The organism is Moorella mulderi DSM 14980, assembly GCF_001594015.1.
Taxonomy (GTDB): Bacteria; Bacillota; DSM-521; order Neomoorellales; family Neomoorellaceae; genus Neomoorella; species Neomoorella mulderi.
Window position 1 is genome coordinate 332,471 of sequence record NZ_LTBC01000002.1, and the last position, 24,580, is coordinate 357,050.

At 53.9% G+C, this 24,580-nt stretch carries 28 protein-coding genes, 2 tRNA genes, 1 pseudogene, 2 riboswitches and 1 other annotated feature; of the genes and pseudogenes, 29 read left to right on the forward strand and 2 right to left on the reverse strand.

Features of this window, described 5'->3' with window-relative positions; genetic code table 11:
• Positions 1-99: 99 nt before the first annotated feature.
• From MOMUL_RS04905 to MOMUL_RS04920, 4 genes are all read left to right on the forward strand, one after another.
• Complete coding sequence (locus MOMUL_RS04905; RefSeq protein WP_062282275.1) at positions 100-987, forward strand: hypothetical protein; 888 nt, start codon at positions 100-102, stop codon at positions 985-987.
• A gap of 59 nt (positions 988-1,046) precedes the next feature.
• Positions 1,047-1,287 (forward strand) — a binding site (T-box leader).
• A 40-nt stretch (positions 1,288-1,327) separates the two neighbouring features.
• On the forward strand, positions 1,328-1,810 hold the full coding sequence (locus MOMUL_RS04910; protein ID WP_054935875.1) for an Lrp/AsnC family transcriptional regulator: 483 nt from the start codon (positions 1,328-1,330) through the stop codon (positions 1,808-1,810).
• The gene (locus MOMUL_RS04915) at positions 1,807-3,021 is read left to right on the forward strand and encodes an aminotransferase class I/II-fold pyridoxal phosphate-dependent enzyme (protein WP_062282278.1); all 1,215 of its coding nucleotides are present in this window, start codon (positions 1,807-1,809) and stop codon (positions 3,019-3,021) included. Before MOMUL_RS04910 ends, MOMUL_RS04915 begins: the two co-directional genes overlap by 4 nt.
• Positions 3,022-3,079: 58 nt before the next feature.
• Complete coding sequence (locus MOMUL_RS04920) at positions 3,080-4,690, forward strand: MBL fold metallo-hydrolase RNA specificity domain-containing protein (protein ID WP_064774326.1); 1,611 nt, start codon at positions 3,080-3,082, stop codon at positions 4,688-4,690.
• Here the strand turns inward: MOMUL_RS04920 and MOMUL_RS04925 are convergent.
• On the reverse strand, positions 4,687-5,520 hold the full coding sequence (locus MOMUL_RS04925; RefSeq protein ID WP_062282282.1) for an Asp23/Gls24 family envelope stress response protein: 834 nt from the start codon (positions 5,518-5,520) through the stop codon (positions 4,687-4,689). The two genes, MOMUL_RS04920 and MOMUL_RS04925, sit on opposite strands and share 4 nt — an antisense overlap.
• 149 nt (positions 5,521-5,669) lie before the next feature.
• On the opposite strand from MOMUL_RS04925, the gene MOMUL_RS04930 reads away from it, so the two are divergent.
• The 20 genes from MOMUL_RS04930 (at position 5,670) to MOMUL_RS05020 (ending at position 21,277) form a co-directional block, all read left to right on the forward strand.
• Positions 5,670-6,416 carry a DnaD domain-containing protein gene (locus tag MOMUL_RS04930; RefSeq protein WP_062282284.1) on the forward strand — a complete coding sequence of 249 codons (747 nt, stop codon included), beginning with the start codon at positions 5,670-5,672 and terminating at the stop codon, positions 6,414-6,416.
• A gap of 54 nt (positions 6,417-6,470) precedes the next feature.
• A complete protein-coding gene (locus tag MOMUL_RS04935) occupies positions 6,471-7,250 on the forward strand; it encodes an ATP-binding protein (protein ID WP_062282441.1) in 780 nt (259 codons plus the stop codon).
• A 148-nt stretch (positions 7,251-7,398) separates the two neighbouring features.
• A complete protein-coding gene (locus MOMUL_RS04940; RefSeq protein ID WP_054935879.1) occupies positions 7,399-7,677 on the forward strand; it encodes a FeoA family protein in 279 nt (92 codons plus the stop codon).
• The gene (feoB, locus tag MOMUL_RS04945; RefSeq protein ID WP_062282287.1) at positions 7,658-9,502 is read left to right on the forward strand and encodes a ferrous iron transport protein B; all 1,845 of its coding nucleotides are present in this window, start codon (positions 7,658-7,660) and stop codon (positions 9,500-9,502) included. The genes MOMUL_RS04940 and feoB overlap by 20 nt, the downstream gene beginning before the upstream one ends.
• 21 nt (positions 9,503-9,523) lie before the next feature.
• Positions 9,524-9,688, forward strand: a complete 165-nt coding sequence (locus MOMUL_RS16130; RefSeq protein WP_153018245.1) for a zinc-ribbon domain-containing protein — start codon at positions 9,524-9,526, stop codon at positions 9,686-9,688.
• 134 nt (positions 9,689-9,822) lie between these two features.
• A complete protein-coding gene (pduL, locus tag MOMUL_RS04950; RefSeq protein WP_062282290.1) occupies positions 9,823-10,437 on the forward strand; it encodes a phosphate propanoyltransferase in 615 nt (204 codons plus the stop codon).
• Between the two features lie 147 nt (positions 10,438-10,584).
• Positions 10,585-10,782, forward strand: a complete 198-nt coding sequence (locus MOMUL_RS04955; protein WP_062282293.1) for a hypothetical protein — start codon at positions 10,585-10,587, stop codon at positions 10,780-10,782.
• Between the two features lie 158 nt (positions 10,783-10,940).
• Positions 10,941-11,744 (forward strand): IclR family transcriptional regulator, encoded by an 804-nt coding sequence (locus MOMUL_RS04960; protein ID WP_054935883.1) that lies wholly within the window; start codon positions 10,941-10,943, stop codon positions 11,742-11,744.
• A gap of 202 nt (positions 11,745-11,946) precedes the next feature.
• Positions 11,947-13,587, forward strand: coding sequence for an FMN-binding glutamate synthase family protein (locus MOMUL_RS04965; protein ID WP_062282296.1), 1,641 nt, complete (start codon positions 11,947-11,949; stop codon positions 13,585-13,587).
• Positions 13,588-13,655: 68 nt separating this feature from the next.
• The gene (locus MOMUL_RS04970; protein WP_062282299.1) at positions 13,656-14,444 is read left to right on the forward strand and encodes an IclR family transcriptional regulator; all 789 of its coding nucleotides are present in this window, start codon (positions 13,656-13,658) and stop codon (positions 14,442-14,444) included.
• Between the two features lie 93 nt (positions 14,445-14,537).
• The gene (locus tag MOMUL_RS04975) at positions 14,538-14,864 is read left to right on the forward strand and encodes a hypothetical protein (protein ID WP_161952843.1); all 327 of its coding nucleotides are present in this window, start codon (positions 14,538-14,540) and stop codon (positions 14,862-14,864) included.
• A 140-nt stretch (positions 14,865-15,004) separates the two neighbouring features.
• Entirely contained in the window at positions 15,005-15,697 is a 693-nt protein-coding gene (locus MOMUL_RS04980; protein ID WP_062282300.1) for a class I SAM-dependent methyltransferase, read from the forward strand.
• 181 nt (positions 15,698-15,878) lie between these two features.
• Complete coding sequence (locus tag MOMUL_RS04985; RefSeq protein ID WP_062282303.1) at positions 15,879-16,295, forward strand: GntR family transcriptional regulator; 417 nt, start codon at positions 15,879-15,881, stop codon at positions 16,293-16,295.
• A gap of 142 nt (positions 16,296-16,437) precedes the next feature.
• Positions 16,438-16,540: riboswitch (SAM riboswitch) on the forward strand.
• Between the two features lie 141 nt (positions 16,541-16,681).
• On the forward strand, positions 16,682-17,437 hold the full coding sequence (locus MOMUL_RS04990) for a phosphate ABC transporter ATP-binding protein (protein WP_064774328.1): 756 nt from the start codon (positions 16,682-16,684) through the stop codon (positions 17,435-17,437).
• Between the two features lie 2 nt (positions 17,438-17,439).
• Positions 17,440-18,234, forward strand: coding sequence for an ABC transporter permease (locus MOMUL_RS04995; protein WP_062282306.1), 795 nt, complete (start codon positions 17,440-17,442; stop codon positions 18,232-18,234).
• A 197-nt stretch (positions 18,235-18,431) separates the two neighbouring features.
• Positions 18,432-18,535, forward strand: a riboswitch (SAM riboswitch).
• A gap of 99 nt (positions 18,536-18,634) precedes the next feature.
• Positions 18,635-19,837 (forward strand): homocysteine biosynthesis protein, encoded by a 1,203-nt coding sequence (locus tag MOMUL_RS05000; RefSeq protein ID WP_062282308.1) that lies wholly within the window; start codon positions 18,635-18,637, stop codon positions 19,835-19,837.
• A 32-nt stretch (positions 19,838-19,869) separates the two neighbouring features.
• On the forward strand, positions 19,870-20,277 hold the full coding sequence (locus MOMUL_RS05005; protein WP_062282311.1) for an NIL domain-containing protein: 408 nt from the start codon (positions 19,870-19,872) through the stop codon (positions 20,275-20,277).
• 2 nt (positions 20,278-20,279) lie between these two features.
• Positions 20,280-21,032, forward strand: coding sequence for a UPF0280 family protein (locus MOMUL_RS05010; RefSeq protein WP_062282314.1), 753 nt, complete (start codon positions 20,280-20,282; stop codon positions 21,030-21,032).
• Positions 21,033-21,119: 87 nt separating this feature from the next.
• Positions 21,120-21,196: transfer RNA gene (locus MOMUL_RS05015), tRNA-Arg, on the forward strand.
• A gap of 5 nt (positions 21,197-21,201) precedes the next feature.
• A tRNA-Lys gene (locus MOMUL_RS05020) sits at positions 21,202-21,277 on the forward strand.
• Between the two features lie 136 nt (positions 21,278-21,413).
• Here the strand turns inward: MOMUL_RS05020 and MOMUL_RS05025 are convergent.
• Positions 21,414-21,986, reverse strand: a complete 573-nt coding sequence (locus MOMUL_RS05025) for a site-specific integrase (protein ID WP_161484962.1) — start codon at positions 21,984-21,986, stop codon at positions 21,414-21,416.
• A gap of 23 nt (positions 21,987-22,009) precedes the next feature.
• Between MOMUL_RS05025 and MOMUL_RS05035 the strand changes: the two are divergent.
• The 5 genes and pseudogenes from MOMUL_RS05035 to MOMUL_RS05055 form a co-directional block, all read left to right on the forward strand.
• Positions 22,010-22,750 (forward strand): annotated as a pseudogene (locus MOMUL_RS05035) (class II glutamine amidotransferase); the annotation flags it as partial.
• A 28-nt stretch (positions 22,751-22,778) separates the two neighbouring features.
• Complete coding sequence (locus tag MOMUL_RS05040) at positions 22,779-23,162, forward strand: hypothetical protein (RefSeq protein WP_062282326.1); 384 nt, start codon at positions 22,779-22,781, stop codon at positions 23,160-23,162.
• 211 nt (positions 23,163-23,373) lie between these two features.
• Positions 23,374-23,754, forward strand: a complete 381-nt coding sequence (locus MOMUL_RS05045; protein WP_062282330.1) for a gamma-glutamylcyclotransferase family protein — start codon at positions 23,374-23,376, stop codon at positions 23,752-23,754.
• A gap of 26 nt (positions 23,755-23,780) precedes the next feature.
• Positions 23,781-24,227, forward strand: coding sequence for a hypothetical protein (locus MOMUL_RS05050; protein ID WP_062282331.1), 447 nt, complete (start codon positions 23,781-23,783; stop codon positions 24,225-24,227).
• Positions 24,228-24,265: 38 nt separating this feature from the next.
• A complete protein-coding gene (locus MOMUL_RS05055) occupies positions 24,266-24,553 on the forward strand; it encodes a hypothetical protein (protein ID WP_153018246.1) in 288 nt (95 codons plus the stop codon).
• The last annotated feature ends 27 nt before the right edge of the window (positions 24,554-24,580 follow it).

A 24,580-nucleotide genomic window follows, 5' to 3' on the forward strand; every position in this document is an offset into this window, starting at 1 on the left:
CCCGGGTTTGCACCCCGGGTTTTTTACTGGCCTGCAGTTCTTGCCGGTAACCTGGCCGCATATATTGATGGGAGGAAGAGCTGCCAGGAGGTGGGGAGATTGCGCAATAACCGGCTGGAAAATGAAATCCTGCAGCGTGTCGATGAACTGGTTCAATGTGCCATATCCATAAGCCTTAAAGATGAATCCGCCCGCGTAGAACAACTGGCCCGCGGTATCGCCATGGTTCAGGAAATGGGTGACTTGCTCCTGGAAGTCCTGGAAGGACGGGAACAGCATCTCCAGGCTTTACTTGAGCAACTGGTTGCCCAGCGTCTACCAGACCGTCGTATCCTGCAGAGCTTTGGCAACTTTCCCCGGGACATACAATATATAATCAGCGAAGGAACAGCCCGTTACTTTAAGGCCCGGGAGGAAAAGGGAAAGGAACATGCTCCCGGTGAGGAAAGTAAACCTGCTGCCCCGGGTGAAACAGCTGAAGCGACACATCCGGCATGCCCGGCTGAGCAAGCAGGGGTAGTAGCTGCGGACCGGCCTCCGCTACAAGCAACACCTGGCGATACATCCGGAGAACCGGTAAATGAACCGGTTCCCGGACCCGCAGGTATCGGTGAAGATGACGTGCTGCTGATTGGCCGGGAAGACGACATGACCTCTCCGGAGGAAGCGGAAGCGGCCCCTCCCTTCCCGGCTGTCGTCGATCCCCTGGATCAGGCTATGAAGGCCCTGCGCCTGGCCCTCCTTCAGGCGTACCCGGACGAAGAAGTAATTACCAACTATGAGACCCGGGGGGGAAAAATTCCCTTTTTCCTGCCCCGCCTGCAGCTGGGCTTTGAACCGGACGGTATGCGCTATGACTGGCGCCATGAATTTTACTGTCGCCAACAGGGGATCAGCATCCGCAAAGTGGCCGCCGATGAACTGGCCAATCCGGCCTATTTGGCCCGCCGCCTGCGACGGGAAGCCAGCTGGCGCCAGCTGACTTAATTTTTTATTGACACAGCAGCCAGGCCAGTGCTACAATAGCATTAAAATTTACAGCAAGGTTAAAGGCAGTGAAGGGAAGAGTAGGCAGGCCCCCTGCTCGTAAGCGAACCGGGGAGGGTGCAAGCCCGGTAGCAGACCTGTCGAAAGCCACCCCGGAGCCGCCGCGGGAAGGAATTTATCCTTAAGGCAGGACGGATTGGCCCCGTTAACGGCCAAAGCGCATTAACAAAGGCGCTACAGAGCTGGGTCGTACGAGACCAATGAGGGTGGTACCGCGGGAATTAACCTCCCGTCCCTTTGCGGGGCGGGAGGTTTTCATATATCATACGGAGGTTTATCCATGCGTAAAAAAATACTCGAACTCCTGGAAAATAACGGTAAATTAACCGCTAAAGAAATAGCCATTATGTTAGCCTTGCCGGTAGACCAGGTAGCTAAAGAAATAGCCGCCATGGAGCAGGAAAAAATCATTTTACGCTACCATACCCTGATTAACTGGGAAAAGGCCGGCGCAGAAGAGGTGGCGGCCTTAATCGACGTTAAGGTAACGCCCCAGCAGGATGTCGGCTTTGACGAGATTGCCGGCCGTATCTACCGTTACCCGGAAGTAAAATCCGTTTTCCTGATGTCCGGCAGCTATGACCTTTCCGTCCTGGTCCAGGGAAAGAGTCTCAAGGAAGTGGCCACCTTTGTCTCCCAGAAGCTGGCTACCCTGGAACACGTCCAGAGTACAGTGACCCACTTTATCCTGAAAAGGTATAAACAGGATGGGGTTATTTTTGAGGATCAAGAAGCAGACCGGAGGCAGGTGTTGCAACCATGACCATTACCTGCGGTTTTGAGGCCCAGCGCTTTATCAATCCTACTGTTAAAAATATACCACCTTCCGGCATCCGTCGCTTTTTTGACATGGTAGCCAGCACCCGCGGGGTTATTTCCCTGGGCGTGGGGGAACCGGATTTTGTTACCCCCTGGCACATCCGGGAAGCCTGCGTCCAGTCCCTGGAGCGAGGTTATACCATGTATACCTCCAACTACGGCCTGCCCGAATTACGCCAGGCCATCGCCGGCTACTTAGCGGAACGTTTTGGCTTAAGTTACGATCCCCAAAAGCAAGTCATGGTTACCATAGGGGCCAGCGAAGCCGTCGACCTGGCCTTAAGGACGGTCATCAATCCCGGCGACGAAGTCCTGATCCCCGAGCCCTGTTATGTTTCCTACCGGCCCATCACCCAGCTGGCCGGCGGCGTTCCCGTCACGGTGCCAACTACCATGGAGGATGAATTTGCCTTGACGGCGGCGCGGCTGGAAAAATATATCACACCCCGTACCAAGATCCTGATCCTGTGTTTTCCTAACAATCCCACCGGTGCCGTCCTTAATGAGGCCGAAATGCAGGCTATCGCCGCCCTGGTAAAGAAGTATAACCTGCTGGTGATCAGTGACGAAATCTATGCCGAACTGCGCTACGACGGCCCGCCCCGGTCCTTTGCCGCCCTCCCCGGCATGCAGGAACGGACCATCCTGGTCAGCGGCTTTTCCAAGGCCTTTGCCATGACCGGCTGGCGGGTGGGTTATGTGGCCGCCCACCCCGACTTACTGGCCGCCATGGTCAAGATCCACCAGTATACCATCCTCTGTGCCCCGGTGATGGGACAGATGGCCGCCCTGGAGGCCCTGCGCAACGGGCGCCAGGATGTGGAGCGGATGGTGGCCGAGTATGACCGGCGCCGCCGCCTGGTCGTCAGTCGCCTGCGGGAAATGGGCCTGGAGTGTTTTGAACCCCGGGGCGCGTTTTACGTTTTCCCATCCATTAAAGTTACGGGTTTAACGTCCACCCAATTTGCCGAAGAACTCCTGAAAGAAGAAAAGGTGGCCGTCGTCCCCGGCCCGGCCTTTGGCAGCAGCGGGGAAGGCTTTATCCGCTGTTCCTACGCTACTTCCCTGGCCGAGCTGACGGAAGCCATGAACCGGATGGAACGCTTTGTCGCCCGGCGCCTGGCCTTCAAGCACCGGGCTGTGGCCCACGCTTAACGGAGGTTGGAGACAGGAAGTCAGAGGTCGGCAAAAAATTAGAACAGGGAGAGGAAAGATGATCAATTTACATTTCTACGGTGCTGCCGGGACGGTAACAGGCTCCTGCTACCTTCTCGATAACGGGCGGCACCGCCTCCTTATTGATTGCGGGCTTTTCCAGGGTTCCAAAGCCATTAAAGAACGCAACTATGGACCTTTTCCCTTTAATCCGGCCAGTATCGATGCCCTGGTCCTCACCCATGCCCACATCGACCACTGCGGCCTGATTCCTAAGCTTTACCTGCAGGGCTTCCAGGGGCCGGTATTTACCACGCCGGTCAGTGCCGAGCTGGCCAGCGTCCTGCTACCGGACAGCGGTCATATCCAGGAAATGGAGGTCGAGCGCAAAAACAGGAAAAACAGCCGCGCCGGCCTGCCCCTTTTAACCCCCATCTATACCGCCGCCCAGGCGGCTGCTTGCCTGGAGCATTTTCAGGCCCTGGATTATAAAGAAGAAAAGGAAATTTTACCGGGTTTTCGCCTGCGCCTCCAGGACGCCGGTCATATCCTGGGGTCAGCGATAGCGGAAATCTGGGTGCGCGATGGGGAGCAAGAAGTAAAGGTTACCTTTTCCGGCGATTTAGGTAACCCGGGACAACCCATTGTCAATGACCCGGCGCCCATTGAGGCCACCGATTACCTGGTCATGGAGTCTACCTACGGCAACCGCCACCATAACGTCCAGGGGGACAAAATTGAGCGTCTCAAAGAAGTAATTAACAGGGCCATGAAAAAGGGAGGTAACCTGGTTATCCCCGCCTTTGCCGTAGAGCGTACCCAGGACCTCCTCTATGCCCTTAATATCCTCCTGCGCCAGGGAGCCATCAAGGTAGACAAAATTTTTCTCGATAGTCCCCTGGCAGTGGCGGCCACCGAGATTTTCTGCCGCCACCAGGATTATTTTGATGCTGAAACTAAAGAGTTAAGTAATGACGGCGCCACCTGTCCCTTCTACCTGCCGGGGCTGCACTTAAGCCGCACCGCCGAGGAATCCATGGCTATCAATAAGATCCAGGGAGGAGCCATCATCATTGCGGCCAGCGGCATGTGCGACGCCGGCCGCATCAAGCACCACCTGAAGCACAACCTCTGGCGGCCGGAAAGTACAGTCCTCCTGGTAGGCTACCAGGCAGCCGGTACCCTGGGGCGGCGCCTGCTCGACGGGGAGAAGCGGGTACGCATCCACGGTGAAGAAATTGCCGTACGGGCTGAAATTGTCAGTCTTGACGGCTTTTCCGCCCATGCCGACCAGGCGGGTCTATTAAAATGGCTTAAATCCTTTGCCCGCCCCCCCCGCAAAGTTTTTATAACCCACGGGGAAGAAGAAGCAGCCAGGGATTTCGCCAGCCTGGTAACCGCTGAGCTGGGCCTGGCCACAGAAGTCCCCCAATGGCTGGCTACCGCCCAACTCCTGCCGCTAGCGGAAAGCCTGCCGGCAGCCTCGCCGGCTACCCTGACGGCCAGCGCCGCAGCCGCCGAAGCCGAAGCCACCTACCAGCGCATCCTGGTGCAGCTCAAGGCCCTGGTAGAAGCGGGTTTTGCCCGGCAGGATTATGCCGGCGTCAATCATAAACTGCAGCAAATAGCGGCTATTTTAAACCAGAACCTGGATGAAAAAGCCAGCTAGAGCCGGTCATCGGTAAATTTAATCCCGCGAACCGTAATATTGACAGCCTCAATTTCCAGGGCTGTCATATTTGTAATCATTGATTTTACCCGTTTTTGCGCGGCCCGTAAAAGGGGAGGCCAGTAAACACCGTAAGGAGCGGCAACCTCCAGGTTTAACACCAGATTGCCATTCCTGTTTTCCACCTGGACGCGGGGGTTGGCCAGCCCGGCAGCGGTTACCAGGTAAACAGCCAGCTGCGCCACTGCATTATGGGCAATATAGAAATGGCCCAGGGAGTTAAAGGTCGGCCGGACGGTGGTCTGTTCCACCCACAGGTTTTTCTTTTTTCCCGGCGGTGCCTGGCGCCGGCGCAAAAAAGTTTTTAACGGTTCGATAAAAGGCCCGTTAAAGCGCGGCTTGACTTCCACGGTGGGTGCCGGGATGACGTGTTTCCCCAGCTGGCTACGAATCTGCCGTGCGCGGGCAATCTCTTTCGGCGTAGCCACTTCGGTGATATCCACCCAGATGGAGGGCGGCGGCAGCTGCAGGCGGCTGGTTATGCGCTCTGCCATTTCCCGGGAGGTGCTGATCACCAGGAGGCGCCGGGGAGTAATGGCCGCCAGTCTCTCCTGGACTTCCCGGGCGTGGTCAGGGTCGCTGAAAAGGGCCGTTCTGATGGCCCCTACCCGCGTCGGCTGTTCCTTGGCCGAAACTCCCGCCAGAATACGACTCCCCTGGATAAGCAAACCGTCGTCAATTATGGCTTCGGCGGCATAATCCCGGGCAACTGCCAGGGCGCGGTGACTTTTGCCGCTGCCGCTGGGACCAATGAGGGCAACCACTTCCATGGGATTTTACCTCCATTTAACTAAGATAATTATAATCTATAATTAGCTATGAGCAATGCCCCTAACAATCCTTGATTAAATTTGGCCGGGAGTATTGTCGATGGTATAATAGAAGTACTGCTAGGAGTTACCAGGGGGGAGGGGCAGGTATGGCCAGCAATGATGGTTACCAGGCGCTGGCAACAGCCATGTTAGAAGCAGGCAGTCTGGTTATCCCTGACCTGCTCGTCAAGTTTTACGCCCGGTTGGGCCTGACAGAAACGGAAATGATGGTTTTAATCCACCTCTTGCACTGGCGCCAGGTGGAGCAGGAACGTTTTCCCACCCCGGAAAAGATCAGCCAGTACATGAGCCTGGACAGCGAAGAAGTTAAGAATCTAATTGCTTCTATTATTGAAAAAAAACTCCTGGCGGTCGAACCCTATTACCATCCTTCCCTGGGCCGCTGGCAAAATACCTTTTCCTTTACACCCCTCTGGACTAAATTAATTCAACTGGCTCTAGGGGATTACCATACAGTTACTGAGGTAAAAAAGGAAACGGCTGCCACTGCAGCCCGGCAGGGAGAGTTGTACCGGACTTTTGAAAAGGAGTTTGGCCGTCCCCTGTCTCCCCTGGAAAGCGAGCAGCTGAAAGCCTGGTGCCAGGATGACCAGGTGCCGGTCGAATTATTACAGGAAGCCTTGCGCCGGGCCGTATTAAGGGGCATCGTCAACTTCCGTTATATCGACTCCATTTTAAGGGACTGGCAGCGCCATAATATCCGTACCGTTGCCGAAGCTATGGCCTATGATGAAAAGGTAAAAACAAAGAAAACCCGTTCTACTCGCCCTGCCAGTTCTTCTACCAGGAAGGATAAATACCGCGATCTTTACCGGCTTAACCCGGAAGGTTAAGGGAGGGTTACAGGCCTGCCCATGGAAAGGATACATATTCCAGCTCAATTAATTATGAAAAATAAAGGCCAGGAAGGGCCGCTGGAGTTGCCGGCTTACCAGTGCTCCCTGTGCCAGGACCGGGGCCTCATCATCCGCGACGGCCGGGCTTACCGCTGCCGTTGCATGCAGCAAAAGGCCTGGCAAAACCGCCTGCGGGCAGCCAACCTGGCACCCCAGTTGAGCAGGTACACCTTCCAGAACTTTGACCTGAAGTATTACTCCCGTACCTTAAACGATGAACTTACGGGTACTACTTATTACGAAAGCGCGCGCCGCTGCCTGGAAGCAGCCCGGCGTTTCGTCGCCACCTACCGCCAGGAAACCCGTGGCCGCGGCCTCTTTATCTTCGGGCCAGTGGGTAGCGGCAAGACCTTCCTGGCCGCTGCCATTGCCAATGCCTTAACGGCCGCCGGTCGCGAAGTTCTTTTTACCGTTGTTCCTGATTTGCTGGATGCCATCCGGGCCACCTATGACCGCCGGCCCCAGGACGGCAGTCAAACGGAACTGGAACTCATCGATACGGCCCGTAAAGTAGCTGTCCTGATCCTTGATGACCTGGGTGCCCACAATTATACCGACTGGACCTGTAATAAAATTTATTCCTTGATAAACTATCGTTTAATCAACGAACTGCCGACGGTGGTAACCAGTAACCTGGACTTAAAGGCCCTGGAAGATTACCTGGGCGAGCGGACAACTTCCCGCCTGGTCCAGCTCTGCCAGTCCTATCACTTACCCGTGGCTGAAGACATCCGCTGCGTTATCAGCCGCGAAGGCGTCACCAAAAAGTGAGCCTTTTTTCTTTGCCACCCCATTGACATTGATTCTCATTTGCCGTAAGATATTTATAGAAGCTCATTGATAATCTTTATCAATTACTTGGCTGGCATCAAGCAAAAATTCTCGCATAAGAATTTAGGGTAGCAGGGAGGGAAAGATCATGACCCTGGATGAAGCTAGAGAAGGACAGCGTTGTCGCATCCTCGCCCTGCCAGGACGGGGCATTCGCGCCCAGGCCATCCGCTTCGGCATCAGTGAAGGAGAACTCATCACCTGTACCAGCGTCATTCCCGGGGGCCCCATTATTGTGGCCAAAAACCGCCAGGAAATAGCTATCGGTAGGGGCCTGGCCCAAAAAATCACCGTTGAACCTGTCCCCGCCCCGCATCCGGTTAAATCCCCGGCAAGGAGGCGTGCCTATGGCCTGCCACGATCTTAACCGTGAGTTAAATATACCTGCGGGCGTCCGCAAGATAGTCCTGGCCGGTAATCCCAATGTCGGCAAATCGGTCTTTTTCAACGCCTTCACCGGCCTGTACGTGGATGTTTCCAACTTTCCCGGTACCACCCTGGAAATCAGCCATGCCCGGGTAGGAAATGACTTTATTTTGGACACGCCCGGTGTCTATGGCGTTTCTTCCTTTAACGAAGAAGAAAAAGTAGCCCGGGACGTCATCCTGGCAGCCGACATCGTCATTAACGTCGTTGATGCCGTCCACCTGGACCGGGACCTTTTCCTCACCCAGCAGATCATTGATATGGGTATTCCCATGGTAGTCGCCCTGAACATGATCGATGAAGCGGCCCGCCAGGGGATCAAGATCGATGTTCAGAAAATGGAGGAGCTGCTGGGGGTACCGGTTATCCCTACGGTAGCGATAAAAAAGCAGGGGTTTGAGGAGATCAAACAGGCCGTTGCCCGCGCCCGCAAAGGCCATAGCCTGCCCGAGCTGGAGGAAATGTTGCCCCTGCTGGAAAAAAAGACCCGCAACCGGGCTGAAGCTTTACTTATCCTTGAAGGTGACCCTTTTGTCGCCGCCCGCCACCGGGTAAAACCCATGGACAGGCAGGAAGAGATCTACCTGGCCCGGCGGCGCCGGGTTGATGCCATAGTAGCGGCAGTGGTCCAGGAAACTAATACCGGGGCTTCCTGGAGCACCCGCCTCAGCCGCTGGATGATGCTGCCCCTGACGGGTATTCCCCTGCTGGCTTTAACACTATGGATACTCTATGAATTTATTGGCGTCTTTGTGGCCCAGACAGTGGTGGGCATCACGGAAGAAGGCATCATGCAAGGCTATTATGAACCATTTATCCGTAACCTTATCGGTTCCTGGCTACCACCATCTTCCATCCCAGGTGCCCTTTTAATAGGTGAATTTGGCATCCTTACCATGACGGTAACTTACATTCTGGGCCTGTTGCTTCCCCTGGTCCTGGGATTTTACCTGAGCCTGTCGGCCCTGGAGGATTCCGGTTACCTGCCCCGGATAGCCGTCCTGGTGGACCGGGTCCTCATGCGCCTGGGGTTAAATGGCCGCGGTATTATCCCCATTATCCTGGGGTTTGGGTGTGTCACCGCGGCTACCATTACCACTCGTTTGCTGGCCAGTCAAAGGGAACGCCGCATTGCCACTTTCTTGCTGGCCATGGCCATACCCTGTTCAGCCCAGCTGGCGGTAATTACCAGCATGCTGGGACGCCTGGGACCCGGTTATACCTTCCTGTATGTCATTCTGGTGGCCAGTATTTTAGTTCTTGCCGGGACGGCCTTAAACTGGCTTTTACCCGGTAAACCCAGCGATCTTTTAATTGACGTGCCGCCCCTAAGGTTGCCCCAACCTGTTAATGTCCTGAAAAAGACGGCTACCAGGACGAGAAACTTTATCCAGGAAGCTACCCCCTTATTTGCCGGCGGTGCCCTCCTCATCGGTATTTTGCAGGTTACCGGCCTTTTAGACACTTTGCAAAATTGGCTTTCGCCCCTTACAGTCAACTGGCTGCAGCTTCCTAAAGAAACGGCCACCGCCTTTATCATGGGTTTTGTCCGCCGGGATTTCGGCGCTGCCGGTCTTTATAGCCTCCCCCTGACACCGGCCCAGTCCCTGGTTGCCCTGGTGACCATCACCATCTTTGTCCCCTGTATTGCCTCGGCCCTGGTAATCTTTAAAGAGCGCGGCTGGCGGGAAGGGATCATCATCTGGCCGACAATCCTCTTCCTGGCCTTCCTGATCGGTGGGATAATATCCCGGATTTTGATTTAAGACGGTAAGGAGGAAAGAGATATGGTAACCAGTTGCTCCCAGAAATGCCCCCGCTGCGGCTACCCTGTTAGTGACCCCCGGCAGGTACGTTGCCCCCGCTGCCGGACCCTGCTCGCCGGCACCTGTCAGGGTCACTGCCAGGGTTGTTTCTTAAAGGGCCGGCCAGCCAAAAAGAAGGTCACATAAATTTAAGATTGCGAATATATACCATCCCCCCTTGCGTTTTCCGCCGAATGGTTCTATAATGAGGTTGAACGGTTGATATCCGGTCCTGAATGGTTGTTATGGACAGCCGGGATGAGTAAGGGGGAGGAGTTAAAATGCAAGAATTCCTGCTTGAAACGCCGGTAGGCGTATCCGGGCGGCATGTGCATCTCACCAAAGAACATCTCCAGGCTCTCTTTGGACCAGGCTATGAACTAACCAAAGTAAGGGATCTGGGCCAACCGGGTGAATTTGCTGCCAAAGAAACAGTTACCGTAGTAGGGCCCAAGGGTGTCCTGGAAAAGGTGCGGATCATCGGTCCCCTCCGTTCTTACAGCCAGGTAGAATTATCCCGGACCGATTGTTTTAAACTTGGTGTTAACCCTCCCGTTCGCGACTCAGGAGATCATGAAGGTTCTCCCGGATGTGTCCTCGTCGGGCCAGCAGGGGTAGTTACCCTTAACCGGGGCGTCATAATTGCCCTGCGCCACATTCATATGCACACTAATGATGCCAGGCGTTACGGACTAAAGGATAAGGATAGGGTAAATGTCCTGGTAGGAGGCGAACGCGGCCTGATTTTCCAGAACGTCCTGGTACGGGTCCATCCCAATTACCGCCTGGAGTTCCATGTCGATACCGACGAAGCCAACGCCTGCCTTTTAAATAATAACGATATCGTCCAGGTGCTGGCACCCGCGGCAGAAAAAGTCCTGACCATGGCCGGTTAATACCAGCTTGGTGATAAATGTCGCGTTAAACCATCGTTCGCAAAGCTCCTCTAAAGGGGCTTTTATTTTTTACAGGACTGGCCGGCCACCGGCAGGATTTTACAGTGTAAAAGCGAAAAAATAAATGTAAAGGAGGTGCGGTCAGTTATGAAGATACCAGTTTGTGACCGCTGCAAAGCCAGGAACGTCGAGGGCATTATCTGTCACCATTGCGATACTGCCTATTGTTACGACTGCCTGGAAACAAATCCCCCTGACATGCGCATCTGTCCCACCTGCGGCCTGTTCCTGTGCAACGAATGTTATGAGGGCATGATTGAATGTGACCTTGCCACCCGCAAATAACCCGCTGAAAGCGGGTTTTTTATTTCTTTCCCTTGACATCGCTCCCTAAAGCAAACTAAAATTAAAACATAGTGAAAACCCTTTTCATCATTTAAAAATAAATGCTAGATATCCTATGGTAACCGGCAGTATATCTAGTTGCAAAGGAGACCATTCATATGGCCAGAGAAAAAGTCAACGGTGAAGAGAGCAAGACCGTCCAGGCAGTTGAAAGGGCTTTAGCCATTATGGATGCCCTGGCCGAAGCCGGTGTACCCATGGCCATCAGCGACCTGGCCGATAAGGTCCAGTTAAATATAAGTACCGTCCACCGCATCCTCAGCACCCTCATTGTCAAAGGTTACATCGAGCAGGAACCGGATACAAGCCGTTACAAACTGGGCTTAAAACTCTTTGCCATGGGGAAAACCGCCCTTTATGCCCAGGACCTGCAAACCATCGGCCGGCCCTTCCTGGAAGAGCTGGTACGGCGCTGCAATGAAACCGCCAACCTGGCCATCCTCGACGGCCGGGACGTGGTTTACATCGATCAAGTGGAATCCAACAATATCGTCATTGTCCGCATGTTTGCCAGGGTGGGCAGCCGCGGCCCGGCCCACGCTACCGGTTCCGGTAAAATGCTCCTTAGTTCATTAAGTGATGACGAGCTGGATAAACTCTTTGCCGGCGTCCAGCTGGAGCAGTATACGAGTGAAACAATCACCGATGTAGCCATCCTGAAAAAGGAACTGCAGCGCATCCGGCGCCAGGGTTATGCCATTGACCTGGGGGAAAGGGATGAAAATGTCCGTTGCGTGGCTGCGCCTATCCGTAACCATGAAGGTAAAGTGGTGGCCGCCATCAGCGTTTCCGGGCCTGATACCAGGATTACCAATTATTATTTAAATAATGAGCTGGTGGATATCGTCCTTAGCGTAGCCCGGGAGATGTCCAAACGTTTAGGATACGCAGGTGAAGATTAGGGTTTAACTCCAGCGCCAGTAATGTATACAAGATTCCAGGCACTTCGTTTTTTTCACATAGTGAAAAATCCTTTCGTTGACAAGTATAATCCCCCTAACTAAAATTAAATCCAGGGGCTGCGAAAATGGCTTTCACCATATGATAAGGGACTATCGCTGCGGTGGAAGCAAAAATTTATTAGAAGTGGGGGATTAACAAGAGATGATTCAGTGGCCAAAACAAAATGATGTCCTGGGAACCGTTAACCGCGGTAATCCGGCAGAATCAGGTTTATGTACATTGTGCCGGGCAGATTGCCAGGGGAAATGCGAGACCTGGATGTCCAGTCTTGTTGGGCGCAAGCTCCTCTATCCCCGGGATTTTGGTATTGTTACGGCCGGAAGCTCAAACACAACCCATGTAGGAATTTCTTATAACTCCCTGAGAATCCTGGGATACAACTACGGCGCTTACGGCCTGACAAACGGCCTCTCCAATAGTGCTGACGACTGTATTTTCCCCAATGTAAATGTCGAAACCGAATTTGGTAGTGAGGTTAAAACCAAAGTCAAAGTCCCGATCATGACGGGAGCGTTAGGTTCCACCTTTATCGCCGCCAAGTACTGGGATTCTTTTTCTATCGGTGCTGCCTTAGTGGGCATCCCGATTGTTATTGGGGAAAATGTTGTCGGGATTGACAAGGAAGCCGTTATTGAAAATGGTAGGATTGTTAAAGCCCCGGAATTGGATCGGCGTATTCAGACCTACTTGAAATACTATGATGGATATGGCGCCATTATCGTCCAGATGAACGTAGAAGACACCCGCAACGGTGTTGCCGAATACGTCATTGAGAAGTACGGCGATCAGGTTATTTTAGAGCTGAAGTGGGGCCAGGGCGCCAAGGACATCGGCGGAGAAATTCAGGTTACCGATCTCGACTATGCTATCTTCTTGAAGAACAGGGGCTATGTAGTCGATCCGGATCCGACCGTTCCGGAAGTGCAAGAGGCCTTTAAGAGTGGAGCTCTCAAATCATTCGCCCGCCACAGCCGCCTTGGTTATACAGATCTCACCAGCTTTGAGCAGGTAAGAGAAAACTTTATGACAGCCATTGAGTATCTCCGTGGGCTGGGCTACAAGCGGATTACCTTGAAGACCGGTTCCTATGGAATGGAAGCCCTGGCTATGGCCATCAAGCTCGCTACTGATGCGAAACTTGATTTGCTTACCGTGGACGGCTCAGGCGGCGGTACCGGCATGAGCCCGTGGAACATGATGGAGACCTGGGGCGTCCCCTCTATTCTGCTTCATGCTAAAGCCTATGAATATGCCAGCCTGTTAGCTGCCAGGGGTAAGAAAGTTGTCGATATGGCCTTCGCCGGCGGATTGGCCAGGGAAGACCATATCTTCAAAGCTTTAGCTCTGGGTGCGCCCTACGTTAAACTGATATGTATGGGTCGAGCCTTAATGATACCGGGCTTTGTCGGGTCCAACATTGAAGGTGTGCTCCATCCTGAAAGACGCGCAAAAGTAAACGGTAACTGGGATAGTCTACCCAAGACTGTGGCCGAATTAGGTACGAAAGCTGAGGAGATTTTTGCCGGCTACTATGATGTTCAAAAGAAAGTCGGCGTTGAAGAGATGAAGAATATTCCTTACGGTGCCATTGCCTTCTGGACACTAGCCGACAAGCTAACGGCAGGATTACAGCAATTAATGGCTGGAGCCCGCAAATTCTCCTTGGATCAGATCAGCAGGAATGATATCGCTTCCGCGAACCGGGAAACTGAAGCCGAAACCGGCATTCCCTTTATCACCGATGTTCAGGACGAATTTGCCAAGAAGATCCTGCTAAGTTAATTTAAAAAAGGTGCCGGGGAAGTCGAACGTATCTTAGAAGGTTAATCTTCAACAAGGGGGAGTCGAGTATGCCGGTAACCAGGGTTAATAAAACAAGGGGCGTACAGGCCGTTGACCGGGCCCTGGCCATCTTGGAAACCCTGGCCAGGGAAGGCTCCCCCATGATGCTCTCGGCTATCAGTGCAGAACTCCGGCTGAATATAAGCACTGTCCACAGGTTGTTAAATGCCCTGGCGGCCCATGGTCTGGTTGAGCAAGAACCTTACCAGGGCCGTTACCGTTTGGGGATCAAGGCCTTTGAGATTGGCAACCGCGCCCTCTACAGCCTGGACATCCGGGCCATAGCCCGGCCGGCATTACACCAGCTGGTAGACGATTTTAATGAAACGGCCAACCTGGCGATCCTGGATAAATACGAAGTCGTTTATATTGACCAGGTCGAGTCCAGTAACATCATAAAGATGCTGGCGCGACCGGGTACCCGCGCCCCGGCTTACTGTACCGGCGCAGGGAAAGTCCTCCTGGCCTACTTAAGTGAAAACCAGTTAAACATGTTCCTCCAGGAAGTTCCTCTCTTCCCCTATACGGCCACCACAATCATCGATCCTCTCCATCTGCGGGAAGAATTGCAAAAAATCCGCCGGCAGGGCTTTGCCCTGGATCACGGGGAGAGGGAGGAAGGGGTTCGTTGCGTTGCTGCCCCTGTGTTTAACCATGAAAATAAAGTGATAGCCGCCGTAAGTGTTGCAGGTCCGGCGAACCGGATGCCGCCAGAGTTGATGGCAGGAAAACTGGCTACCGCTGTTGTTCAGGTTGCCCATCGAATTGGCCGGCATTTAGGTTATCAATGCCGTTAAATTTTTTATGTTCATCGCCAGAGGTATTTTACGGGGTTAATTGGGTGATACTAACATCAAACCTGAAATTATCCAGAGGAGGGTTTGATGTTAGTGGAAATTTATCGTGCCCGCCGGTTTAACCGTAACGCCAGAGGTGAGTTAAGCGTATCCAGTAATGGTATCCGGCTCCGCGGCGCTGCTTTCCAGCATTTACGTGGCAGTCAATACATTATGATTGGCGTTGACGGTAAAAAGTTAATCTTAAAGAAGAGCGAGGACCCGGCCAATTTAAAATTAAGGCTTGCGGCCCAGGGTAAAATCGGTGAAATAGGAGGCAAACACCTCACCCAGTGGCTGCTGGAACGGGGCTTTCACAAAGGCCAGTATCAAGTCCAGCTGGATGCAGACCAGGTTGTTGTCAATCAGGAGTTAGCTTAAAGTTAGCTTGTAAAAGGACCCGCAAGGGTCCTTTTCTTATGTTCATGTTCAGGTAAAGAAAGATTAAGTACAAAAAGGAAAACGGCTATTAACGGCGAATATGGTATACCATAAATAAATTGAGAAAGGGGAGCTGGGCGATGGCTGAAATTTTTGATCATAAAGCCAGCGATTATGACGACTGGTACAAGCGCCCCCTGGGGGCCCTGGTCGACCGCGTGGAAAAAGAACCCGTTTATGCTTATTTAGAGCCCCGGGCCGGGGAACATATCCTGGATGTCGGCTGTGGTACGGGGAATTTTTCCTTAGAACTGGCTCGCCTGGGGGTCAAGGTGACTGGCATAGACATTTCCGAGCCCATGCTGGCCACCGCCCGGTGCAAGGCGGCTGCAGCCGGACTGGAGATTGAATTTCTCCACGCCGATGCCATGAATCTGCCCTTTGCCGATAATACCTTTGATAAGATAGTTTCAGTTACGGCCCTGGAATTCGCGCCTGATTTACAGGCCGTCCTCGCTGAGAGTTACCGGGTTTTAAAACCAGGCGGCCGCATGGTCATCGGCCTCATTGGCGGCAACAGCCTGTGGAGTCGCCATTACGAGGCCCGGGCCGCCCGGGAACCGGACTGCCTTTTCCGGTACGCAAAATTTTACACCCTGCCTGAACTCCTGGCCGCCATGCCCGGAAAAGACGTTAAAGGTAAAGCCGTCCTCTTCTTCGGCCCCGACTTTGATGGCACGAAAGTAGAAGAGGCCCTGGCCATCGAAGCTGCCGCCGCTAAAGAAGGCCGCACCGATGGCGGGTTTATTGTGGCGGTGAGTTATAAAAATTAAAATGGCCAGGCAATGATTATCACCCAAGTATTACCCCTTCTAGAATACTCCCACGGAAGGGGGATTTTTTTGTCTCCTGGGCGTTGTTTAATCTTGACCCCTTTGCCGTTATGTATTAAAATATTAGTGCACTAATGTAATAGTACGCTATGGCTATCTACATTGAAAGGTGAGGAGGCCGATGCAATTTGATAATTCCCGTCCCATTTACATGCAGATTATGGAATTTATCAAGAAACAGTTAGCCCGGGGCGAGCTCCAGCCGGGCCAGAAGATCCCCTCCCAGCGGGAGATGGCCGCGGAACTGCAGGTTAATCCCAACACCGTCCAGCGGGCCTACCGGGAGATGGAGACCATGGGCCTCCTGGAAACCCTCCGCGGCCAGGGAACATTTATATCCAACCGGCCCGGTCTGCTACAGGAGATCAAGGTCGAACTGGCCGGTAGCATCCTCAAGCGCTTTATTGTCGAGATGCGTTCCCTGGGTTTAAGCGCCGTGGAGATTCGCAATCTGGTGAACCAGGCATTGGACCAGGAAGAGGAGGGTAAAAGTTGTAAGGCCATCAACCCGCGAGGCACGTGCCAGCCACATTGGTGATGGTAAATTTTTTATCTCCGCCGTCGAGAATGCTTTCAGGAACCATACCGCCGTCCGGGGAGTAAACATATCTAAAAATTATCTTGACACCATAACCTGGGCGTGATATTAATTTTCTTAGCCAAATTGCATAACGCCTTACGGCTTATTGTGTAAGGTGGAGGGAAGGCCCCGATGAAAGCCGGTAACCACGGCATTAGCCGGAAGGTGCCAAGTGCCGCAGGAAACCTCCTGGAAGATAAGTTGACCCTTGTCCAACCTCTTCTTAAATCCGGGAAGGGGTTTTTATTTTACCCCGGGGTGGAAGATCTCGTGAATTGTAGTTATGATTGGTGGGGGAGAACTTTTGCCCGGGACGAAGTGGGGCCCCTGGGAGGGGAGTATAAATGGGGGAAGCAAAATTTGAGCTAAATGATGTAACCCTGAAGCGTCCCGGCCGTAATGCCGCCGGGGAGGTAACGACCGTCATTATCCTGAACAGGATAACTACATCCTTTCTTAAAGGGAAAATCACCGCCGTTCTCGGGCCCTCCGGTTCCGGTAAATCCAGCCTGCTCAGGCTTTTAAACCGGTTGGAGGATCCGGCTGCCGGCCGTATTACCCTTGACGGCCAGGACTTGAAGAGCCTCAATATATTTACCCTGCGCCAGCGGGTGGGGATGGTCTGGCAGCTACCCACCCTCTTTCCCGGCACGGTGCTGGAGAACATCAGCTACGGTCCTCGCCTGCGTGGCATCTCGCTGTCCCGGGCCAGGGCCGAGGAATTAATCCTGATGGTTGGCCTGGGGACAGAACTCCTGGACCGCCGGGCGGACAGCCTCTCCATCGGCCAGCAGCAGCGGGTCTCCCTGGCCCGCACCCTGGCCAACGAACCGGAGGTTTTGCTCCTTGATGAGCCGACGTCGGCCCTCGACCCCACGGCGGCGGCCAATATCCTGCACTTGATGGTCGACCTGAAATCCCGTTTAGGACTAACCATTATCTTTGTTACCCACATCCTGGACCAGGCTCGCCAGGTTGCCGATGAAGTCCTTTTTTTGCATCACGGCGAAATAGTCGAGGCAGCTCCGGCCCAGCAGTTTTTTACTGCCCCGCAAGAACCCCGCAGCAGGCTTTTCCTGTCCGGGGAGTTGGAGGGATAAGGATGCAGTATATCAATATCGGCTACGGTGATCTCGTCCTAGCCCTGATCCTAGTAGGGATTACCCTGGCCGTTTCCTTGTGGCAGCGCCTGGACCTCCATGGGGATCTATTTGTCGGTACCCTCAGGACTTTTGTCCAGCTCACGGCCGTCGGTTACCTTTTGCAGGTGATCTTTAACCTTAACCGCTGGTACCTGGTCGTCCTGGCCTTAGGTATCATGTTACTGGTGGCTGCTGCCAATGCCTATCGACGGCAACAGGAGCGCTGGCCCGGCTTATTCTTCATTATGCTCCTGGCCATAGCCCTGGGCGGGATTATAACCCTGGCCATTGTCATCGGTATTGTTTTAAAGGTAAAACCCTGGTATCAGCCCCAGTATATTATCCCTATCGCCGGGATGATTGTGGGCAACGCCATGATCGGTGCCGCCCTGGCCATCAACCGCCTGACGGGGGAGATCAAGGCCCACCGGGGGGAAATCGAGGCAGCCCTGTCCCTGGGGGCGACTGCTTACCTGGCGGTCCTGCCTTACCTGCGTTCGGCTTTGCGGGCGGCCATGTTACCGACCATCAGCACCATGATGACGGTGGGCATCGTCCAGTTGCCGGGAATGATGAGCGGCCAGATCATTGCCGGGGCCAGCCCGGCGGCAGCCGTCAGGTATCAGGTGGTCGTCACCTATATGGTGGCCGCCGCCACAGCCCTGACTACCATTATGGCCACCCTGCTGGCCTACCGCTATTACTTTACGCCCAACCACCAGCTAAAACCTCCGGCGCAAAATAACAAAACTTAAAAGCCAGATTGGGTGTTTGCCGTAACCCGTTAACCCTAAACAGTGTAGTGGTAACAAAGACTAGGTTTCGGGCTAGATGGTGAAGCTTATTTCGAAAAAATCCTACAGTGGCTTGACACTCTCGCCATTTAATTTCTTCTTGACACCTTAACCCTGGCATGATATTAATTTAATAGCAAAATTGCATAACGCCTCACGGCTTATCGAGAGCAGGTGGAGGGAAGGCCCCGATGAAACCCGGCAACCCCGGTATTTTGCCGGAAGGTGCTAAATGCCGCAGGAAGACCCTGAGAGATAAGTTGATGGCTATTCAACCTCTTCTTATACTTTCGGGAAGGGGTTTTTTATTTTTTAGAGTAGCGTTTTAGAGAAACCCGCATAGTTCAGGGAGGGAACAGCAGTGGCAGTGGAAAAGTCCCTGGCTGAAATCAACGCCAGGATAAAAAGCGGCAAGGTTGTAGTCCTGACAGCCGAAGAGGTCATTCCCCTGGTCCGGGAAAAGGGCGTCCGGCAGGCGGCAGCTGAAGTTGACGTCGTGACTACCGGCACCTTTGGTACCATGTGCTCATCGGGCGCCTATTTCAATTTCGGCCATACCAAACCCAGGATGAAAATGAGCAAGGTATGGTTAAATAATGTCCAGGCCTACGCTGGCCTGGCCGCCGTTGATGCCTTTTTGGGAGCCACCGAAGTCCCGGATAATGATCCTTTGAACAGCATCCACCCCGGGGAATTTCGCTACGGCGGCGGCCATGTCATCCATGACCTGGTAGCCCGGAAACCGGTAAGCTTAAGGGCCATTGCCTACGGTACCGATTGTTACCCGCGCCGGGAAATCAATACCGTCATTACCATTGATGACCTGAACCAGGCCGTCCTTTTTAACCCCCGTAACGCTTACCAGAATTATAATGTTGCCGTCAATCTATCCGACCGGACGATATATACTTATATGGGTGTTTTAAAACCTCATATGGGGAATGCCAATTACTCAACCTCCGGGCAGCTAAGTCCGCTCCTGAAAGATCCTTACTTTCGGACCATCGGCATCGGTACCAGGATATTCCTGGGCGGCGGTACTGGCTATGTGGTCTGGCAGGGTACGCAGCATTGCCCCGGCCTGACGCCCCTGGCTGAAGGTGGCCAGCTTGTATCCGGCGGTACCCTGGCGGTGATCGGTGACCTCAAACAGATGCGCCCGGAGTGGCTGGTCGGCGTTTCCTTCCTGGGCTACGGCGCTTCCCTTACGGTAGGCCTGGGTATACCCATCCCCATCCTCAACGAAGAAATCATGTACTGGGCCTCCCGCAGCGATGAAGAAATCTACGCCCCGGTAGTTGATTATGGCCTGGACTATCCGGCAGGTAATCCTCAACCCCTGGGTTATGTAACTTACGCCCAGCTAAAGTCAGGGACCATTAACTTGCAGGGACGGGAAGTACCCACGGCGCCCCTATCGAGCTATCCCCGGGCACGGCAGATCGCTGCTATCTTGAAAGATTGGATTCGCGAAGGCGGTTTCCTCCTCAGTGAGCCGGTAGCCCTGTTACCTTCTATTAATGAAGCTACGCCTTTAAAATCCTTGCAGGAAAAAGAAGCCTGAGCACCTGATTCTGAGAAAGGAGGGTGGGGAAATTGTCCCCCAAACGGGTAGTCCTCCGTTTCATGGCCGAGACGGCCGATAAACCCATCATCTACCAGCTAATTCGTAACTATGACCTGGTGGTCAATATCCTCAAAGCCAACATCAATCCCCACAAAGAAGGGATGATGGTCCTGGAAATCCAGGGCGAACCGGAACAGTATACCCGCGGCCTGGAATACCTGCGCTCACTGGGTGTTACCATCCAGCCCTTGAGCCAGGATGTCCACCGCAATGAAACCGTCTGCACCCATTGCGGTGCTTGCATTAGTGTTTGCCCTTCCGGAGCCCTATACCTGGAACGCCCGGATATGACCGTTAACTTTGATGAAGATAAATGCGTAGTCTGCCTGATGTGCGTCAAGGCCTGCCCTTATAAGGCCATGGAGGTCCGTTTCTAAAGTTGGCCTACGAAGAGAGAAGCTACCGCCGGCTTTTTGCCCAGGAAGACCTGGTCCATTTCCAGGTGGCCTATAAAGAAACCGACCTGGACATCGGCATCCCTAAAGCGCAGTTTAAACCGGAACTGGTCAGGCAGGCGGAAGAGATCATTCGCCATTATCGCTGGCAACTGGAGGCTTATCTCGCCAGGGACCCTGTTTTTGCCCGTACCCTGGTACCCCATGATGTACCGGAGGAAGCCCCGCCTATAGCCAGGGAAATGGCGGCCGCAGCCAGTCTGGCTGGCGTTGGACCCATGGCGGCGGTAGCCGGGGCCATGGCCCAGTATGTTGCCACCGACCTTGTAGGGCCAGGGGGAGAAATCATTGTGGAAAACGGCGGCGATATTTATTTAAACAGCAGCCGTTCCCGGCTCATCGGCATTTTTGCCGGTGCTTCACCCTTCAGCCACCGCCTGGCCTTAAAGGTTGAGCCGCGAATGTGCCCTTTAGGCATCTGCACCTCTTCCGGCACCGTCGGCCCTTCTTTGAGTTTTGGGCGGGCCGATGCGGCCGTTATCCTGGCCACTTCCGCAGCCTTGGCCGACGCCGTGGCCACAGCTGCCGGTAATACCGTCCAGGAACCCGCTGATGTGGAAAAGGCCGCCCGCCTGGCCGCAAAAATTCCCGGTGTCCTGGGGGCGGTAATCATTGCCGGTGATAAACTGGCGGCCTGGGGCCGGGTAGATCTGGTTCGTATTGAAGGACGGGTATAGTTGTTAATTAAAATACGGAGATTTTGGACCCGGCCTGGCCTTGACTTTAGCTGTAATCCGTACTATAATAACTTTTGCAGTTGTTAAGCGCCCGTAGCTCAGGTGGATAGAGTAACGGAATCCGAGTCCGGAGGCCGCAGGTTCGAATCCTGCCGGGCGCGCCATCTATGCGCCAGTAGCTCAGTTGGTAGAGCAGCTGACTCTTAATCAGCGGGTCGTGGGTTCGAAGCCTACCTGGCGCACCAGGAAAATCAAGGGTTTGCGGGTTTAGGAGGGTACTACAAAAGAACGTTTTACTACTACCCTACTACTACCGGCCCTAAAAAATAAATTTGCCGGGGATAATTACCCCGGCATTTGTTTAAGTCAAGCGCCTTTTTTCTATTCCTCCGTTTTGTCGGAGGAATTTTTCTTTACCTCAAGGATCTTATCAAGTTTTTCGGCCGCCCGACGTTTCAGATCCATGCTCGCATGGGAATAGGTATCCAAGGTCAGGCTGATTTGGGAATGGCCCAGTAGGTCCTGTACTACTTTAGGATGCTCGTCAGCTTCCAACAACCGGGTGGCAAAGGTATGCCTCAAAGCGTGGGGATTTATAGGCGGTATTCCGGCCTTCTTTGCCATTCGGTAGAAACTGCGATTAAAGTTACGTGGATTAATCGGCTTCCCTTCAGCCGTGGCAAATACTAAATCGTTATCTTGGTATTTCGAACCTGCTTGCAATTTTTCCTGATCCTGTCGAATCTTATGGGCTTTTAGTTCTGTCAGGATACTTTTAGGAATTGGTATCGTCCGCTTGCTTTGTTTAGTCTTTGGTTCTTGGAGCATAAGCATAGTCTTTTTGCCTTCTTTGTTGCCAGTCCTAACTTCAACCAGGGACTGGTTTACAGTAATAGTTCCTTCTTCGAGATTTACGTCCCGCCAGCGCAACCCTAAAAGTTCGCCACGCCGCAAGCCAGTGCGACGGGCACGGCCCGGCGGTCGTCCGCGAGGCCAGGGCCGCCAGCGAAAGCCCCCTGGCCGCAGCCCTTGCGGCGGCCCCAATCCCGGCGACCGTGGTCATCGGCCACGTCCGCCTGGGCACCACCAGCGGCAAGTGGTCGCTCCGGAGCACGACCAACGCCCACCCGTTCCTGTTCCGCGTCGGCGAGGCCGATTGGGCGGGCGCGCACAACGGCTACATAAGGATGGGCAGTCCTACCTTCCGCCGGCCGGAAGGGACTACCGATTCTGAAGCCTTCTTCTGCGCCATGGCTGACGAATTGGAGACCAGCAAGGCAAAACTGACCGAGGAAAAAATGGACGCCGTCTGCCGCGTGGCCGGAAAATACCAGAACAGCGGCAAGCTGAATTTCCTCCTTTCCGACGGCGAAAACCTGTTCTTTTCCGCGAACCACCCGGCGGCCGCCGGCGGGTTGTATTTCCGGGAAGTCAAACGCTCCGACCAGAGGGCGTTAATCGTCGCCACACGGCCGCTCTTCACGGAAGAAGGCTGGGAAGAAGCCAAGCCGGGGTGGCTGTACGTGGCGAGAGAAGGGAGGGTGGTGAAAAAGCGGCGTATCGTACCCGCGTTCGCCGGGAAAACGCAATTGACGATGTTCGCCCGTGAGGAAGAGCCGCGGGCGGCCGCGTCCCAGGAAAGGAAACGCCGTTACCGTTCCTACATCGATTACTGGGAAGAGCAGGTTGCCAAAAAGAAAGTGGCAAATTGTCACTAAAATTTTAAACGAAAGGGGAATCAAATTTATGAACCTCCAGGAAGCCGTAAGGCAAGTCAACGAAGCATCGAACAGCGAATTGGGGTTCCTCCGCGACCGCGCGAAGGGCGACGTGAGACACCTCATCGGGAGGGAGGTTATTTTCGAAGACGTGGCGGTGGTGACGAGCAAGTATTATAATAATGAAAATATCCTTTTCACCATCCGCGGCGACAACGCCCATTACTTCCGCATCTGCTCCGGACCGGTGGTGGAATCAGTTAAAAAACTGATGGAGGGTTTGACTAATGATGGCAAGGATTGGGATGCAATAGCGGTAACCATCAATGAGGTCCGGTCCCATCAGGGCCGGAGGTATTACGTGTTGACGGCACGTATTTTGGAAGAGGCGGAAGAACAAATTGCCCTTTAGGCGTTGTACGGGGCGGGCTGGCGCCGGAAAGCCGCCCGCCCTTTAACTTCTCCTGCCGGGAAGTCCTCTTCCGTAAAGTTGGGATGAAAGGCAGCTACCGTGGGGACCACGGGAAGTTACGCCTGCAAGAGAGATCTACTCGATGAAGCAGGATGCCCCTTCCATAAAGAAGGGGTAGTTCACAGTTTGAATAAGGCGGTGTCGCATATCTATGCTAAAGCAAGAAAAAATACCCATTTTCGTCTACGGCACCCTGATGAGCATACACAGCAACCGCATGCGAAGCCTCGGCGGCGATGGGCCGTACCTCGGCGTTCTGCACGGCTACGCCATATACCAGGTAGCGTACGATTTTCCGGGCATCGTCCCTGAGCCCGGCGGGAAAGTGATGGGCGAAGTGTTCTATATTCCCCAACAAGCGTTTGCAAGCCTGGACCGCTACGAGGGCGTCCCCGACCTCTACCGCCGGGAGGAAGCCGAAGTGGAGATGGCTAGGGGCGGCACGGTGCGGGCACAGGTATACGTCTGGAACGGCGGGCCGGAGGGCAGGAAAATCCCATTTAGTGAACAGCCCTGGAGGCCAAAAGTTTAGGCTCCTGAAAAGGAAGGATGTGTTTCATGTCTTCAACCTACAAAGACCGCTTCCCGTACATCGACCGCCGCGTCGTCGAGGCCACCCGCCGCTTGATCGCCGCCCGGCCCTGGCGGGGCAACCCCGGCCGGGGCGGCCGCGCCGAGTTCGAGGCGGCCTACGCGGCATGCCGGGCGTGGCTGGAAGAGGCGAGCGCGGTCTACTGGCTGCGGGTTCCATTTTTAAGAATAAGATCGTTAATATTAATCAAACACCCCTTCGGCTGCTACGACCCTGCGGTCAATACCATACATCTCCCCAAGTTTTCCGTCACCACTCTGGCCCACGAGTTCAGGCACGCCTACCAGCATCAGACGGGCTGCCCGGACGGGGATGAAGAAGACGCACGCGGTTGGTCGGTGAGCTTGATTTACCTGGCCGACCCAGCCTTTTACCGGCGGGCGGTGGAGCGGGGGTTGCTATTGTATTGGTAGAAAGGAAGGGATACGCCGCTATGCAGGAAGTCTTAACATTGCTCGATCTCGCCCTGGCGGCCCTTCGGGAGAAGAAAGAAATCTTCGCCAGGTTGGAACGGGAGCCGGAACTTATTCTCACCGATTTGTTCGACCCCTCGTTGACTCACCCGTACGACGAATTCCCGTTTCGCGTCGTAGAACACTCTGAAGAACTCGGAACACCACGGATGCGCTATCATCAGATGCAAGAACGATTGGTGAATATAATTGCTTGTTATCTCGGCAATTTGGATTCTGAAGTAGAGATTTCTCTTAAAAACAAAAATTATTATCCCTCATCTTGAGTTATACGTTTCCACGATTATCCAATC

Bases quoted from the DNA above. Each gene is read 5' to 3' on its own strand.
- pduL (WP_062282290.1), top strand. From the start codon at position 9,823: ATGCAAGAATTCCTGCTTGAAACGCCGGTAGGCGTATCCGGGCGGCAT.
- MOMUL_RS04980 (WP_062282300.1), top strand. From the start codon at position 15,005: ATGGCTGAAATTTTTGATCATAAAGCCAGCGATTATGACGACTGGTAC.
- MOMUL_RS05040 (WP_062282326.1), top strand. From the start codon at position 22,779: ATGAACCTCCAGGAAGCCGTAAGGCAAGTCAACGAAGCATCGAACAGC.
- MOMUL_RS04990 (WP_064774328.1), top strand. From the start codon at position 16,682: ATGGGGGAAGCAAAATTTGAGCTAAATGATGTAACCCTGAAGCGTCCC.
- MOMUL_RS04940 (WP_054935879.1), top strand. From the start codon at position 7,399: ATGACCCTGGATGAAGCTAGAGAAGGACAGCGTTGTCGCATCCTCGCC.
- feoB (WP_062282287.1), top strand. From the start codon at position 7,658: ATGGCCTGCCACGATCTTAACCGTGAGTTAAATATACCTGCGGGCGTC.
- MOMUL_RS04925 (WP_062282282.1), bottom strand. From the start codon at position 5,520: ATGGAAGTGGTTGCCCTCATTGGTCCCAGCGGCAGCGGCAAAAGTCAC.
- MOMUL_RS04960 (WP_054935883.1), top strand. From the start codon at position 10,941: ATGGCCAGAGAAAAAGTCAACGGTGAAGAGAGCAAGACCGTCCAGGCA.
- MOMUL_RS04930 (WP_062282284.1), top strand. From the start codon at position 5,670: ATGGCCAGCAATGATGGTTACCAGGCGCTGGCAACAGCCATGTTAGAA.
- MOMUL_RS04920 (WP_064774326.1), top strand. From the start codon at position 3,080: ATGATCAATTTACATTTCTACGGTGCTGCCGGGACGGTAACAGGCTCC.
- MOMUL_RS04955 (WP_062282293.1), top strand. From the start codon at position 10,585: ATGAAGATACCAGTTTGTGACCGCTGCAAAGCCAGGAACGTCGAGGGC.
- MOMUL_RS04965 (WP_062282296.1), top strand. From the start codon at position 11,947: ATGATTCAGTGGCCAAAACAAAATGATGTCCTGGGAACCGTTAACCGC.
- MOMUL_RS04915 (WP_062282278.1), top strand. From the start codon at position 1,807: ATGACCATTACCTGCGGTTTTGAGGCCCAGCGCTTTATCAATCCTACT.
- MOMUL_RS04910 (WP_054935875.1), top strand. From the start codon at position 1,328: ATGCGTAAAAAAATACTCGAACTCCTGGAAAATAACGGTAAATTAACC.
- MOMUL_RS05045 (WP_062282330.1), top strand. From the start codon at position 23,374: ATGCTAAAGCAAGAAAAAATACCCATTTTCGTCTACGGCACCCTGATG.
- MOMUL_RS04935 (WP_062282441.1), top strand. From the start codon at position 6,471: ATGAAAAATAAAGGCCAGGAAGGGCCGCTGGAGTTGCCGGCTTACCAG.
- MOMUL_RS04970 (WP_062282299.1), top strand. From the start codon at position 13,656: ATGCCGGTAACCAGGGTTAATAAAACAAGGGGCGTACAGGCCGTTGAC.
- MOMUL_RS16130 (WP_153018245.1), top strand. From the start codon at position 9,524: ATGGTAACCAGTTGCTCCCAGAAATGCCCCCGCTGCGGCTACCCTGTT.
- MOMUL_RS04985 (WP_062282303.1), top strand. From the start codon at position 15,879: ATGCAATTTGATAATTCCCGTCCCATTTACATGCAGATTATGGAATTT.
- MOMUL_RS04995 (WP_062282306.1), top strand. From the start codon at position 17,440: ATGCAGTATATCAATATCGGCTACGGTGATCTCGTCCTAGCCCTGATC.
- MOMUL_RS05050 (WP_062282331.1), top strand. From the start codon at position 23,781: ATGTCTTCAACCTACAAAGACCGCTTCCCGTACATCGACCGCCGCGTC.